Raw genomic sequence first — 12,984 nt, 5'->3', positions numbered from 1 at the left:
TTTCGGCCCCGCGAGCACAAAAATAGGATTGGAGCGACCCATGAATGAGGCAGTTCGAAATCCCGGCAACCCGACCCTTGGGCCAAGCGCTGCGCCGATCATCGAGATCGAGAACCTGTCGATCTCCTTCTTCACCCGCAAGGGCGAGATCCCTGCCGTCATGGACTTTTCCTGCACGGTGATGCCGGGCGAAGCCATGGGCATCGTCGGCGAGTCCGGCTGCGGCAAGTCGACCGTGTCGCTCGGCATCATGCGCGACCTCTCCAACATCGGAAAGATCGTCGGCGGCAAGATCAAGTTCCAGGGCAAGGACATGGGCGAGCTGTCCGACGAGGAGTTGCGCTCCATCCGCGGCAACAAGATCGCCATGATCTACCAGGAGCCGATGGCGAGCCTCAATCCGGCGATGAAGGTCGGCCAGCAATTGATGGAAGTGCCGCTGATCCACGACAAGGTGTCGAAGGAAGAGGCTTACAAAAGGGCGCTCGAAATGGTGCGCTCGGTGAGATTGCCCGATCCCGAACGGATGATGCGTTCCTATCCGCACCAGCTGTCCGGTGGCCAGCAGCAGCGCATCGTCATTGCCATGGCGCTGCTGTCGAAGCCGGCGCTGCTTCTGCTCGACGAACCGACGACGGCGCTCGACGTGACGGTGGAGGCCGGCATCGTCGAACTGGTCAAGGGGCTGGGCGAGAAGTTCGGCACGTCGATGATCTTCGTGTCGCACAATCTGGGCCTCATCCTCGAGACCTGCGACCGCATTACGGTGATGTATTCGGGCGAAGCGGTCGAGACCGGCAAGATCAAGGACGTGTTCGACCGGATGCGTCACCCCTATACGCAAGGGCTGTTCCGCTCGATCCCGCTGCCGGGCGCCGACAAGAATTCGCGGCCGCTGATCTCTATCCCCGGCCAGTTGCCGCTGCCTCATGAGCGGCCCAAGGGCTGCAATTTCGGGCCGCGCTGCCACCATTTCGTCGAGGGCGTCTGCAATGCCGCCGAAATCCCGATGATCGAAGTCGCCGGTCACGAAGGGCATTTCTCGCGCTGCGTGCGCTTCAACGAGATCGACTGGGAAGCGCTGCCGCCCGGCGCCAAGAAGGTCAATGAGAAGGTCGTGCCCGGCGCGCCGGTGCTCAAGATCGAGGATTTGAGAAAATACTACAAGGTCGGCGGCAGCGAAGTGTTCGGCTCCAGCGAAGGCCGCGTCGTCAAGGCCAATGAGACGATCTCGTTCATGGCCCGCGAATCCGAGACCGTCGCCATCGTCGGCGAGTCCGGCTGTGGAAAGTCGACACTGGCCAAGGTCCTGCTGGGGCTGGAGACGGCAAGTGCCGGCACAGTGACGCTGGGCAACAAGGAGATCCAGTCGACCGGCATCGAAAAGCGCAGCGTCGAAACGGTGTCGTCGATCCAGATGGTGTTCCAGAACCCGTTCGATACACTCAATCCCAGCCACTCCGTCGGTTCGCAGATCATCCGCACGCTGGAAAAATTCAAAGTCGGCAACAATGTCGCCGAGCGGCGCAAGCGCATGCTGGAGCTGCTCGACCTGGTGAAGCTGCCGCGGGCCTTCGAGACGCGCAAGCCGCGTCAGCTCTCAGGCGGCCAGAAGCAGCGCATCGGCGTGGCGCGTGCCTTTGCCGGCGATGCCAAGGTGGTGGTGGCCGACGAGCCGGTGTCGGCACTCGACGTCTCGGTGCAGGCGGCGGTGACCGAGCTGCTGATGGACATCCAGCGCAAGAACAAGACGACGATGCTGTTCATCAGCCACGATCTGTCCGTCGTGCGCTACATCGCCGACCGGGTCGTCGTCATGTATCTCGGCTACATCGTCGAGCAGGGCACGACCGACCAGATCTTCGCGCCACCCTATCACCCCTACACAGAGGCGCTGCTGTCGGCGATCCCGATCGCCGACACCAGCGTGGTCAAACGGCACATCGTGCTTGAAGGCGATATCCCGTCCGCAATGAACCCGCCGAGCGGCTGCCCGTTCCAGACGCGCTGCGGCTACAAGAGGCTGGTGCCGGACAATCTGTGCGAGACCAAGGTGCCGCCGGTGAAGCATCTCGGCGATGGCCATATGAGCCTGTGCTGGCTGTCGGACGATGTGCTGGCGACGATGGAGCCGGTGATCAAGTTCGACAGGGAACACGCAGCGTATGAGGGCGTGCCGGAAGACGCACCGGATGGGATCGGCCCCGGTTTCGCCGGCGAACCGCCGAAGCGCCCGCATGGCAAGAAGCCGAGCTGACCAGCCATAGAGGCAATGCCGCTCGTTGGCGCATTGCCGCAGCGTCGCCATAGCTCAAGGAACGACAGGCCACGTTCGCTTGAATATTGCTGTCCATTGCTTTATGTGATGCGTGATGTTTGATGCGAGATAGGGAGCATATTGTGAGAACCACACTTGCAATCCATGACGATGTCCTACTTGCGGCCAAGGCCATGGCGCGACAGCAGGATCGCAGCGTTGGCGATGTCATTTCCGATCTGGCTCGCCGCTCACTGCGCAGGCCCCCGACCGGCGGTGAACGCAACGGCATCCCCTTGCTTGCATCGCGGCCCGACGGCCCGATGGTCGATCTCGAAATGGTCAATGCGCTTCGCGACGAATTGGCGTGACCTTCCTGCTCGACGTCAATGTCTTGATTGCGTTGATCGATCCAGCTCACGTCGCGCATGAAGATGCCCATCGGTGGTTCCAATCCACCGGGCATTTATCATGGGCAACATGTCCCATTACCGAGAATGGCGTCATCAGGATTGTAAGCAACCCGAAATACCCCAATTCTCCGGGTTCGCCCGCCGTGGTGGCGCAGATTGTCGGCAAGCTGCATGCCCTTTCAGGACATCAGTTCTGGCCTGACGAGATCAGCCTTGTCGGTTCCAACGACATCGATGCAGCCAGGATCCTCACCCCGGCACAGGTAACGGATAGCTATCTGTTGGGACTCGCCAAGGCGCGTGACGGCCAATTGGCGACGTTTGACCGAAAGCTGTCGACGGCAGCGGTAAAGGGAGGAAGGTCGATCCTCCACCTGATCCCAAGCGAATGAATGGCTGAGTTCCGCTTCGATCGCAAACTGCGTGGCTGCAAGACCGCTTGGCAACGTCAGCTGCCGCATTGCTGCAGCTGTTCGGCATAGTCGCGGGCCATCTTTTCGGTCGCCCTGGCATAGCCCTGCACGCCGGCATCGCCACGGTTACCGCGGCCGTAGGCGGTCCAGCCGAGATAGTAGGCGAGATAGAGATTGTAGGTGTCGTTGCGGGCGACGCCGAACGTGTCTGATGTCTTTGAATGATACCAGCCGACGAAATCGACGGCATCGGCAAACTTGGTCCGCCGTGCCGCCCAGCTGCCGGTCTCGCTCTGATATTGCGACCAGGTGCCGTCGAGCGCCTGCGAGAAACCGGTGGCCGACGAGACATGTTTCCACGGAATGAAGCCGAGCAGTTTGGTACGCGGCGGCCTGGCATTGCTCTTGAAACCAGATTCCTTGCGCACCGTCGCCATCAGCACGGGGACGGGGACGCCGTATTTCTGCGAGGCGCGCTCGGCGGCCGACTGCCAGTTGTCGAACCAGCCGTCGTTCTGGTCGAAGACGGCGCAGACATTGTTGATATGGTTGGGCGGCGTCGCGCAGGCCGGCAAAGCCAGCAGCACGCCAACCGCTACAATTTTACTCAAATTCGAACTACGCATGGAAGACGGATAGGCTGAAATCATAAAGGGAATCTTGCGGCGTTTCTTAACGGCTTGCCGGCCCGGCTCCGCTGAGTGGGACCTGTATCATTATTCCGACCTTTTGCGTCGCCTCTGTCTCCATACGAATTCAAAAATGCCGCCTTGGCTAAAATCACGCCCGCGAAGGGCGGATTTCTGACAGCGATATCCGGATGCCGGCGCTCTGATGCCAGGCATGAATGAACCAAGACGAAAGCGCGGCGCGGAGCGAACCAGCAACCGGGGGCCTGCCGCCATCCCGCAACTTCCACTGCGGCGGGTGACCAATCCCTATCCGCCGATGGCGATGCTCTCAGTCGACCAGGTCGAAACGATCCACCAGGCGTCGATGCATATTCTGGAAAATTTCGGCATCGAGGTGATGTCTCAGCGGGCGCTGGCGCTGTTCGAGAAGGCGGGCGCAAAGGTCGACCATGCAACGGCGAACGTCCGCATCGACCGGGGCCTTGTCGCCGAGGCGCTGAAGACCACGCAGTCCAGCTATCGGCTGACGCCGCGCAATCGCGCCAACACCATTCATCTCGGCGGCAACACGATCAATTTCACCCTCGTCGCCGGGCCGCCCAATGTGCACGACATGGAGCGCGGCCGGCGCGCCGGAAACTTGCACGACTATGCCGATCTGACCCGGCTGGCGCAGCATTTCAACTGCATCCACATGCTCGGCAACCAGGTCTGCGCGCCGGTGGAACTGCCGGCCAACACCAGGCACATGGATACCTATTTCACCAATCTGACGCTGACCGACAAATCGTTCCATGTCTCGGCGATCGGACGAGGCCGGGCGCTGGACGGCATCGAGATGATGGCAATCGCGCGCGGGCTGACGCTGGACGAGATGCGCGATGATCCCGGCATTGCCACCATCATCTCGGTCAACTCGCCGCGGCGTTTCGACGAGATGATGGCCGAAGGGCTGATGACCATGGCTGAGTTCGGCCAGTCGGTGGCGGTGACGCCGTTCACGCTGATGGGCGCGATGAGCCCGGTGACGCTCGCCGGCGCCCTGGCGCAGCAGAATGCCGAGGCGCTGTTCGGCGTGGTGCTGACGCAACTGGTGCGCCCCGGCGCGCCAGTGATGTACGGCGCCTTCACCTCCAACGTCGACATGAAGTCGGGCGCGCCGGCCTTCGGAACGCCGGAGAACACCAAGGCCAACATCGCCTCGGGGCAATTGGCGCGGCGCTACAATCTGCCCTACCGCACGACACCGGGGTCGGCATCGAATGCGGCGGACGCGCAAGGCGCCTACGAGACGCTGATGGCGCTGTGGGGCGCTGTGCTTGGCCACGGCAACCTCGTCTATCATGCCGCCGGCTGGCAGGAAGGCGGGCTGACGGCATCGTTCGAAAAGCTCATCATCGATGTCGAGATGATCCAGCACATGATGGAATTCCTGCGCCCGATCGTCGTCGACGAGGCGGAGCTTGCTGTCGAGGCGCTGGGCGCGGTGCCGACCGGCGGCCATTTCTTCGGCGAACCGCACACGCTGGAACGCTATGCCACCGCCTTCTACCAGCCGATACTGTCCAACTGGCAGAATTACGAGGCATGGCAGGAGGCCGGCGGCCTCGACACGACGGCGCGCGCGACCCGGCTGTGGAAGAAGGCGCTGGAAGACTATGTCGAGCCGGTGATGGATATCGCCGTGCGCGAGGCGCTGGAGGCGTATGTGGCCAGGCGCAAGGAAGCGATCGGGCAGGGCGAGCCATGACTTTTTCAACATCGGCGCGCGGCACCCCCTCTGTCCTGCCGGGCATCTCCCCCTCAAGGGGGGAGATTGGCTGTCACGTTCTATTTCGCCAATCATCAACCTTGAAAAGTATGCGGCAGGTTCGATGCCGCTGATCTCCCCCCTTGAGGGAGAGATGGCCGGCAGGCCAGAGGGGGGTAGCTTGGCGCTTCCTTTTCCGATTCATCCTACGCTCCCAACTCATTGATAACAGAGCAAAACTCATGAAATCGCATGCAAAGGTCGTGGTCATTGGCGGTGGCGTCGTCGGGTGCTCCGTGCTGTTCCATCTGGCGCGTCATGGCTGGACCGATGTCGTGCTTTTGGAGCGCGACGAGCTGACCTCCGGCTCGACCTGGCATGCGGCCGGCGGCATGCACACGATCAATGGCGACCCCAACGTCGCCAAGCTGCAGAAATACACGATCTCGCTCTACAAGGAGATCGAGGAGCTGTCGGGACAGGCGACCGGCGTACATCTGACCGGCGGCGTGCTTCTGGCGGCAACCGAGGCGCGGCTCGACTGGCTGCGCGGCGTCGTCGCCAAGGGGCGTTACCTCGGCATCGACCTCGAGGAGATATCGGCCAATGAAGCGGCCGAGCTGATGCCGCTGCTCGACCCGAAACAATTCGTCGGCGCCGTCCGCAACAAGGAGGACGGCCATCTCGATCCCTCCGGCGTGACGCATGCCTATGCCAAGGCCGCGCGGAAACTGGGCGCCGAGGTCGAGCGCTTCACCAAGGTCGAGGACATTGTGCGCCGGCCCGACGGCATGTGGCGCGTCATCACCAACAAGGGCGAAGTGGTGGCCGAGCATGTCGTCAATGCCGGCGGGTTATGGGCGCGCGAGGTCGGCCGCATGGTCGGGCTGGAGCTGCCGGTGCTGGCAATGGAGCACATGTACCTGATCACCGAGGATATGCCCGAGGTGGCGGCGTGGAACGCCAAGACGGGGACCGAGATCATCCATGCCGTCGATTTCGATGGTGAGCTGTACCTGCGCCAGGAGCGCGGCGGCATGCTGATGGGCACGTACGAGAAGGCCAATAAGGTCTGGTCCGAATTCCAGACGCCGTGGAATTTCGGTCATGAATTGCTGGAGCCGGACATCGACCGCATCGCGCCGTCGCTCGAAGTCGGCTTCCGCCATTTCCCGGCCTTCGAGAGGACCGGCATCAAGCAGATCATCAACGGGCCCTTCACCTTCGCGCCGGACGGCAATCCGCTGGTTGGGCCGGTGCGTGGCCTTCCCGGCTTCTGGGTCGCCTGCGGCGTCATGGCGGGCTTTTCACAAGGCGGCGGCGTCGGCCTGGCGCTGTCCAACTGGATGATCGAGGGCGATCCCGGCGCCGACATCTGGGCGATGGATGTCGCGCGCTACGGCGACTGGGCGACGATGGCCTACACCAATGCCAAGGTGCGCGAGAACTATTCGCGCCGCTTCTCGATCCGTTTCCCCAATGAGGAGCTGCCCGCCGGGCGGCAGCTGAAGACGACGCCGATCTATGATCTGCTGTCGGCCAAGGGCGCGCAATGGGGCGTGTCCTATGGGCTGGAAGTGCCGCTCTGGTTTGCGCCCGAGGGTGTCAAGGACGAGTTCTCGTGGCGGCGGTCCAGCGATTTCACCCATGTCGCCAATGAGGTCGCGACTGTTCGTGAGAGCGTCGGCCTGGCGGAGATTTCGAACTTCGCCAAATACAAGGTGACGGGAGGAGGGGCGGCCGCTTGGCTCGACCGGGTCTTTGCCTGCAAGTTGCCCAAGCCAGGCCGCATGACGCTGGCGCCGATGCTGAAGGATGACGGCAAGCTCATCGGCGATTTCACGCTGGCCAATATCGGTGCCACCAATTCCAACGGGACCGAGTGGTTCATCGCCGGCTCCGGTATCGCCGAGCAGTATCATATGCGCTGGTTCGAGGCGCATTTACCTGCGGATAGCTCAGTGCGCATGGAGGCGCTGGGGCAGAAACTGACCGGTCTGGCGATCGCCGGACCCAAGGCGAGGGAGGTGCTGGCGAAGGTCAGCCGCGCGGATGTCGCCAACACCGCATTCCCCTTCATGGCGGTCGCGAAAATGGACATCGGCACGGCGCCATGCCTGGTCGGCCGCGTCAGCTACACCGGCGATCTCGGCTACGAGATCTGGGTGGCGCCGGAATATCAGCGCGCTGCCTTCCAGGCGTTGATGGCGGCAGGCGAGGAATTCGGCCTCGGCCTGTTCGGCTCGCGCGCGCTCAATGCGCTGCGGCTGGAGAAAAACTACGGCTCATGGGCGCGCGAATACCGGCCGATCTACGGGCCGCTGGAGGCCGGGCTCGACCGTTTCGTCGCCTATGGCAAGGATGCCGATTTCGTCGGCAAGGCCGGCGCTCTTGCCGAGCGCAAGCAGGGCGGCAAGCTCAGGCTGCGCACATTTATCCTCGATGCCGACGATGCCGATGTCATCGGCGACGAGCCGATCTGGTACGATGGCGCGGTGCGCGGCTGGGTGACGTCGGGCGGCTATGCGCATCACTCGAAGAAATCCGTCGCCATCGGCTATGTGCCGAAGGAGATCGCAGACAAGAGCGACGGCTTCGAAATCGAACTTTTGGGCAAGCGCCACGCGGCGCGCGTTCAGGCAGCGCCGCTCTTTGACGCGAACTTCGAGCGAATGCGCGCCTGAAGCGCTTCGGCTTCGCCGAGGCGCTTCAGATTCCTTTGTGCATGTCGTTATCCCAAAACCGCTGCGCACCTTTGGGCGACATGCATTGCGCGTCAGACGTTGCGGCGGTTGTCGAGCGCGAAGGCGCCGGCGCCGGCAAACACCAGATAGAGGAAGATGAAGCAGAAGGAGATTGCCGCGTCGCCGCTGTTGTTGACCGGGAAGAAGTCGCGCGGGTAGTGCGCCATGAAATAGGCGATGGCCATCTCGCCGGCCAGAAGGAACGCGACCGGGCGGGTCAACAGACCGAGCGCCAGCAGGATGCCACCGGCGAATTCCAGGATGCCTGCAGTCATCGTCAGGCCGGTAAGAGCGTGAGGCTCGGCGCTGACCGGAAAATTGAACAGTTTCTGCGAGCCATGCTCGATGAACTGCAGGGCTGTGATGATACGCAGGACGCCGAGCGCCTGCGGCTGAAATCTGGCGAGACCGTCAAAAAGCTTCATCTAAACTCCATTTTTCCAACCCTGCGGCCCGGCCATAAATTATCACCCGGCGCTGGACCATTCACTTCGCGTGGCCTGTCATCAACAATCGGTGATTGGAAATCACTTCCAGTCTGGACTTCGAAATTTGTTCTCGTTATGGTTGCGTACAGCTCGTTCAAGTTGTATGCCTGCGTGTAGACACTCCAGACCAAACGGGTTCCTAGCCATGAAAAAAGTCGCCGTCAGCCTGTTCGCAATTCTCGCAAGCACCAGTTTCGCCATGGCCGCTGATGCTGGCTGCGATGCCTTCAAATGGCCGGTGACACGCGAGCAGGAACTGTTTCCGGCGGCGCCCGCCGCGCAGTCCGGTGCCTCTCTTGCTTTCGGCGAAGCCGCGGATATGGCGCTGGAGCCGGTCGATGCGGTCAGCTTCACCGTCTCACCGCAACGCGCGCCGGCAGCCGGCACGTTCGGCGCGACGGCAAACGTGTCCGTGCCACCGGAAGGAGAGCTCCAGATCAGCCTGTCCGATGAGGCCTGGGTCGACGTCATTCAGGAGGGCCAAGCCGTGAAATCAGCGGGTTTCAGCGGCGTGAAGACCTGCCCCGGCATCCGCAAGAGCGTGCGCTTCAAGCTGACGCCTGGCGCAGCCACGATCCAGCTCAGCGGCGCCAGGAAAGAGAACCTCAAGGTCGCGGTGCTGGCGCCGGAGTGACCGCGCCCGGACGCCTCTCATCGCACCGGCAGTGCGATGAGAGCAGTTCCGTGCAGGCGAGTACCGGAGGGGATCAGCGGCCCGGCGCGATCAGCGCGAAATAAGCGCCTTGCGGATCGGTGAACTGGGCAATCCATTGGCCGGTCGGCACCGGCATCGGACCCATGACAATTTTGCCGCCATTGTCGGTGACGCGTTTGGCGGCTGCGTCGATGGCGTCGACATTGAAGTAGAACAGCCAGACCGGCACCGGCAGCTGTTGCGGCTTGTTCATGATGCCGCCGCCGGATTCAGGGCCGGCCGAGAAGGTCTGATAGATGCCCATCTCGCCGACGTCCATGCTACCGGCATCGGTCCAGCCGAACTGGCTTGAATAGAAATCGAAGGCCTTCTGGCGGTCGGCCGCATAAAGCTCGTGCCAGCCGACATGGCCCGGCGTCGTTGCCGGAAGGACGGGCTGGTCGGGACCATTGGGCTGCAGGAACATGAAGGCGGCGCCTTGCGGGTCGGCGACGACGGAGAAACGGCCGACGCCGGGAATGTCGTCGGGTTCGCGGTGAACAGCCCCGCCGGCGGCTTTCAGTGCCTCGGTCGAGGCATCGGTATCGCTGGTGTGGATATAGCCGAACCAGGCCGGCTTCAGACCCGTCCTGGCTGCTTCCTCGGGCAGGGTCATCAGCCCGCCGACGCCACGCTCGGCGGAGTTCACCACGATATAGCGCGGCATGCCGGGCGCCTTGTCGAAGGGCTCGGCCCGCCAGCCGACCACGGTGGTGTAAAATGCTTGCGCCGCATCGAGGTCGCTGGTCATCAACTCGTACCAGAAGAAGGGCATTGGGGATTTCGGCATTTTCGGTCTCCTCACCTTCATGCATAGATCGTCGTCCGATCCATCAAAGGACGTTTTCAGCGACGCAAATCCGACAGCGAAGCGGAGAAAATTCAACGGCTGCGTTGACACATCGTTCCGCACTTCGGCCCACCGGCGGCTTGCACATGCGGCGGTTTTCGACTTTCCTTGGGCAAACGAGGGGTAGTCGTTTCATGCGCCTTATGTCGCTCACGCCTGAGCTTGTGTCACTGTGTCATCGCGAAGAGGTCGATCCCGGACCCGACTGCAGTTGGACGCAGCTGAACGATGAGGATTACCGGACCTTAGCCTTGCGGCTGTCTGAAGAAGCAGACGAGGGGCCTTTGTGGGTGTTCGCCTATGGCTCGCTGATCTGGAAGCCGGCTTTCGAATCCGTCGAACGCCAGCGCGTCACCGCTTTCGGCTGGCACCGCTCCTTCTGCCTCGACATGGTGCGCTGGCGCGGCAGCGTCGCGCAGCCGGGGCTGATGATGGCGCTCGAACGCGGTGGCCGATGCGACGGCGTCATCTACCGCCTGCCCGACGGCGACAAGCCGCAGCAGATCGAAAGACTGCTGCGGCGCGAGATCGACGACCATGAGAGTGTCAGCTCGGTCCGGTGGGTTCCCGTGCGCACGGAGCAGGGCCGGATACGGGCGCTCGGCTTCTGGGTCGGGGTGACCGGCAGGGGAACGTCGCTCGGGCAGCCGCTGGACACGGTGGCGGGGGTGCTTGCCAGAGCCTGCGGCCATGTCGGCTCGGGCGCGGAATATCTCTACAACACCGTCAGCCACCTCGAGGAATTCGGCATCCGCGACCGCAATCTGTGGCGGCTGCAGCAACTGGTTGCCGACGAGATCAGGTCGATCCATGGCGGCGCTACGAGCTCCGGCCTTTCGCCCGTGCCATAGGCTGAAAGCCATAACATGAGTAGCAAAATCATATTATAAGTTAGTCTTTTCAGTGGGTTGCGGCGAAAATTGACCAATTGATAAAAAAATAAAACGTGCTAGCCTTTCCCAAAACGAAAACATGGGGAACTGACGATGCCAGAAGGCCAGTTCAAGGACGGCGTTGCCGGCGGCCGGCTTGCCGCCGACCAGTACGCCGAGAATTTTTCCGACCTGCATCCGCCGCTCGATCACCACGAGGCGCTGGTCGAATCCGACCGCTGCTATTTCTGTTACGATGCGCCGTGCATGAATGCGTGCCCGACCTCGATCGACATTCCGCTGTTCATCCGCCAGATCTCGACCGGCAACCCGATCGGTTCGGCCAAGACGATTTTCGACCAGAACATACTAGGTGGCATGTGCGCCCGCGTCTGCCCTACCGAGACGCTGTGCGAAGAGGTCTGCGTGCGCGAGGTGGCGGAAGGCAAGCCGGTGCAGATCGGCCGCCTGCAGCGCTACGCCACCGATGTCGCCATGGCCGAGCACAAGCAGTTTTATCCGCGCGCTGAAACAACCGGCAAGTCGGTCGCCGTGGTCGGCGCCGGGCCGGCCGGCCTCGCCGCCGCGCACCGGCTCGCTCGCCACGGCCATGACGTTACCATTTTGGAAGCCCGCCCGAAGGCCGGCGGCCTCAATGAATATGGCATCGCCGCCTACAAGAGCATCGACAATTTCGCCCAGGCCGAGGTCGACTATGTCACGGGGATCGGCGGCATCGACATTCAGAACGGCAGGGCGCTCGGCCGCGACTACCAGCTGTCGGACCTGATCCGGAATTACGATGCCGTCTTCCTCGGCATGGGGCTTGGCGGCGTCAATGCGCTGCGCGCCGATGGCGAGGACGCCGGTGGCGTCGTCAATGCAGTGGAGTTCATCGCCGAACTGCGGCAGGCCAGCGATCTCGCGAGCCTGCCGGTTGGCCGGCGCGTCGTCGTCATTGGCGGCGGCATGACGGCGATCGATGCGGCCGTGCAATCGAAGCTGCTCGGCGCCGAGGAGGTGACGATCTGCTACCGGCGCGGCCAGGAACACATGAACGCTTCCGAGTTCGAGCAGGATCTGGCTGCCGCCAACGGCGTCACCATCCGCCACTGGCTGCAGCCGAAGCGGGTCATTGTCGAAGCTGGCAAAGTGTCGGGCATCGAGCTCGAATACACAGCGATGAACGGCGACACGCTTGTCGGCACCGGCGAGCGGCTGACGCTGGCCGCCGACCAGGTGTTCAAGGCGATCGGCCAGAGCTTTGTGCCGGCGGCACTCAACGGCAGCGGTGCTGCGATCGAACTCGAAGCCGGCCGCATCAAGGTTGACGCGGAAGGGCGCACCTCGCTCGCCAATGTCTGGGCCGGCGGCGACTGCATTTTTGGCGGCGATGACTTGACGGTATCGGCCGTCGCGCAAGGCCGCGACGCGGCGGAGAGCATCAACCGGGCCCTGCGATGATGGCGCCGCTCCTCGCTGCCGTCATCGGCACCGCGGCAATGCCGGCGGCTTCAGGGGATTATTGGCTCTATGCGCAATGGTGCGACCAGAACGGTGAAGAGCGGATGATCGTCGAGGCGTCCGGCGTCGGCTTCAGCGAGCACACGATCTGCCAATGGACAGCCGGGCCGCCAACTGGCGACCTGGTACAAACGACGGTTTCATGCGCCAGCGTCTATCTCAACGGGGACGAGACCGTGCGCATGGACGAAAGAATGGTCGGGTTGGAGGCGCGCAAGGGCGATCCGGACCAGATCACGGTAACGGTCGAAGGCGAACCGCCATCGGTTTTTCTTCGATGCGAGGAATGATCCGATAGGCAACGCTTTAAGGTGGCGGTAAGCCCGCCACGGCCAGAGGAGAAAGAC

Annotated in this window: 12 protein-coding genes; 9 read left to right on the top strand and 3 right to left on the bottom strand. The window is 62.7% G+C overall.

The window, feature by feature from the left end; translation table 11 throughout:
• Positions 1-40 precede the first annotated feature (40 nt).
• From NLY37_RS13420 to NLY37_RS13410, 3 genes are all read left to right on the top strand, one after another.
• Positions 41-2,257 carry a dipeptide ABC transporter ATP-binding protein gene (locus NLY37_RS13420; RefSeq protein ID WP_286442574.1) on the top strand — a complete coding sequence of 739 codons (2,217 nt, stop codon included), beginning with the start codon at positions 41-43 and terminating at the stop codon, positions 2,255-2,257.
• Between the two features lie 143 nt (positions 2,258-2,400).
• A complete protein-coding gene (locus tag NLY37_RS13415) occupies positions 2,401-2,628 on the top strand; it encodes a hypothetical protein (RefSeq protein WP_023741733.1) in 228 nt (75 codons plus the stop codon).
• Positions 2,625-3,062 (top strand): TA system VapC family ribonuclease toxin, encoded by a 438-nt coding sequence (locus NLY37_RS13410; RefSeq protein WP_023682204.1) that lies wholly within the window; start codon positions 2,625-2,627, stop codon positions 3,060-3,062. The genes NLY37_RS13415 and NLY37_RS13410 overlap by 4 nt, the downstream gene beginning before the upstream one ends.
• Before the next feature lie 56 nt (positions 3,063-3,118).
• Here the strand turns inward: NLY37_RS13410 and NLY37_RS13405 are convergent, their stop codons facing one another.
• Positions 3,119-3,709 carry a transglycosylase SLT domain-containing protein gene (locus tag NLY37_RS13405; protein ID WP_023682203.1) on the bottom strand — a complete coding sequence of 197 codons (591 nt, stop codon included), beginning with the start codon at positions 3,707-3,709 and terminating at the stop codon, positions 3,119-3,121.
• Between the two features lie 217 nt (positions 3,710-3,926).
• On the opposite strand from NLY37_RS13405, the gene NLY37_RS13400 reads away from it, so the two are divergent.
• The gene (locus NLY37_RS13400; protein WP_023714801.1) at positions 3,927-5,465 is read left to right on the top strand and encodes a trimethylamine methyltransferase family protein; all 1,539 of its coding nucleotides are present in this window, start codon (positions 3,927-3,929) and stop codon (positions 5,463-5,465) included.
• 242 nt (positions 5,466-5,707) lie between these two features.
• Positions 5,708-8,149, top strand: a complete 2,442-nt coding sequence (locus tag NLY37_RS13395; RefSeq protein ID WP_023741732.1) for a GcvT family protein — start codon at positions 5,708-5,710, stop codon at positions 8,147-8,149.
• Between the two features lie 92 nt (positions 8,150-8,241).
• Here the strand turns inward: NLY37_RS13395 and NLY37_RS13390 are convergent, their stop codons facing one another.
• The gene (locus tag NLY37_RS13390) at positions 8,242-8,634 is read right to left on the bottom strand and encodes a DoxX family protein (RefSeq protein WP_023741731.1); all 393 of its coding nucleotides are present in this window, start codon (positions 8,632-8,634) and stop codon (positions 8,242-8,244) included.
• Positions 8,635-8,842: 208 nt separating this feature from the next.
• Between NLY37_RS13390 and NLY37_RS13385 the strand changes: the two genes are divergently transcribed.
• Complete coding sequence (locus NLY37_RS13385) at positions 8,843-9,331, top strand: hypothetical protein (RefSeq protein WP_023741730.1); 489 nt, start codon at positions 8,843-8,845, stop codon at positions 9,329-9,331.
• A 73-nt stretch (positions 9,332-9,404) separates the two neighbouring features.
• Here NLY37_RS13385 and NLY37_RS13380 read toward each other — a convergent pair whose 3' ends face one another.
• On the bottom strand, positions 9,405-10,181 hold the full coding sequence (locus NLY37_RS13380) for a VOC family protein (RefSeq protein ID WP_023741729.1): 777 nt from the start codon (positions 10,179-10,181) through the stop codon (positions 9,405-9,407).
• 194 nt (positions 10,182-10,375) lie between these two features.
• On the opposite strand from NLY37_RS13380, the gene NLY37_RS13375 reads away from it, so the two are divergent.
• From NLY37_RS13375 to NLY37_RS13365, 3 genes are all read left to right on the top strand, one after another.
• Positions 10,376-11,092, top strand: coding sequence for a gamma-glutamylcyclotransferase (locus tag NLY37_RS13375; protein ID WP_023741728.1), 717 nt, complete (start codon positions 10,376-10,378; stop codon positions 11,090-11,092).
• 135 nt (positions 11,093-11,227) lie between these two features.
• Entirely contained in the window at positions 11,228-12,577 is a 1,350-nt protein-coding gene (locus NLY37_RS13370; RefSeq protein ID WP_023741727.1) for an NAD(P)-dependent oxidoreductase, read from the top strand.
• Positions 12,574-12,927: a hypothetical protein gene (locus NLY37_RS13365; RefSeq protein ID WP_023741726.1), complete on the top strand. Its 354-nt coding sequence runs from the start codon at positions 12,574-12,576 to the stop codon at positions 12,925-12,927. The genes NLY37_RS13370 and NLY37_RS13365 overlap by 4 nt, the downstream gene beginning before the upstream one ends.
• Positions 12,928-12,984 lie beyond the last annotated feature (57 nt).

This window comes from Mesorhizobium sp. C395A (assembly GCF_030323205.1).
In the GTDB taxonomy this organism is placed as follows: domain Bacteria; phylum Pseudomonadota; class Alphaproteobacteria; order Rhizobiales; family Rhizobiaceae; genus Mesorhizobium.
The sequence above is the reverse complement of the archived record's forward strand: the minus strand, read 5'-3'. Positions and strand labels throughout refer to the sequence as shown.